Source organism: Pseudodesulfovibrio alkaliphilus (assembly GCF_009729555.1).
Lineage (GTDB): Bacteria > Desulfobacterota > Desulfovibrionia > Desulfovibrionales > Desulfovibrionaceae > Pseudodesulfovibrio > Pseudodesulfovibrio alkaliphilus.
This window is the reverse complement of the sequence record NZ_WODC01000029.1, coordinates 1-650: the sequence shown is the minus strand read 5'-3', so window position 1 is coordinate 650 and position 650 is coordinate 1. Positions and strand designations below refer to the sequence as shown.

General features: G+C 52.2%; 1 protein-coding gene. It reads left to right on the top strand.

Annotation, left to right across the window (positions count from 1 at the left end; translation table 11 throughout):
• Positions 1 to 237 precede the first annotated feature (237 nt).
• Entirely contained in the window at positions 238 to 537 is a 300-nt protein-coding gene (locus GKC30_RS14845; RefSeq protein WP_155935752.1) for a TetR/AcrR family transcriptional regulator, read from the top strand.
• Positions 538 to 650: the final 113 nt, after the last annotated feature.

The window sequence follows — 650 nt, the reverse complement described above, 5'->3', positions numbered from 1 at the left end:
TAGTTAAGCCCTCCATCGCCGATGATACTGCATGGTAGCGTGTGGGAAAGTAGGTCGTTGCCAAGAAATGTTTCCAAAGCCCCGATTCGAAAGAATCGGGGCTTTTGCTGTTTTGCGCCGGGGGGGGGGATTTGGAGAGCATGACACGGAGCATAGGGGCATGAAGAAATCAATCATTGTTTGTTGGGCGGCTTCATGCGAGAAAGAGTAGTACTTATTCTCGCATGGAGGAATGACATGGCATTGACCCTTGTTCCCAAGGTGGTCCCCATCAGAAACAGGGAGATAACGCAGCAAAAATTAATTGGCGCAGTAGGCAAGGTCCTGGCGGAGAGCGGATTTAGACATCTCGGGATCAATCAGGTGGCGCGGGAGGCCGGTGTAGATAAGAAGCTCATCTACCGATACTTTGGCGGGCTACCCGGTTTGCTCGCAGCGTATGGCGATACGGCACATTTTTGGCCCAGCGCCGAGGAATTGCTTGGTGAGGATTGTGAGGTGGCTGGCACGATGCCGCCACATCAATTAATCCGATGAGAAATCCCCCAGCTTTGCTGGGGGACCAGTAAAGTTTGACTTTTGCGGGAATAGTTTAAAGCCTCCCCTGGTGAGCTGCTCAGAGTGAGCACAGGAGAGGCTTTAATGAAGTG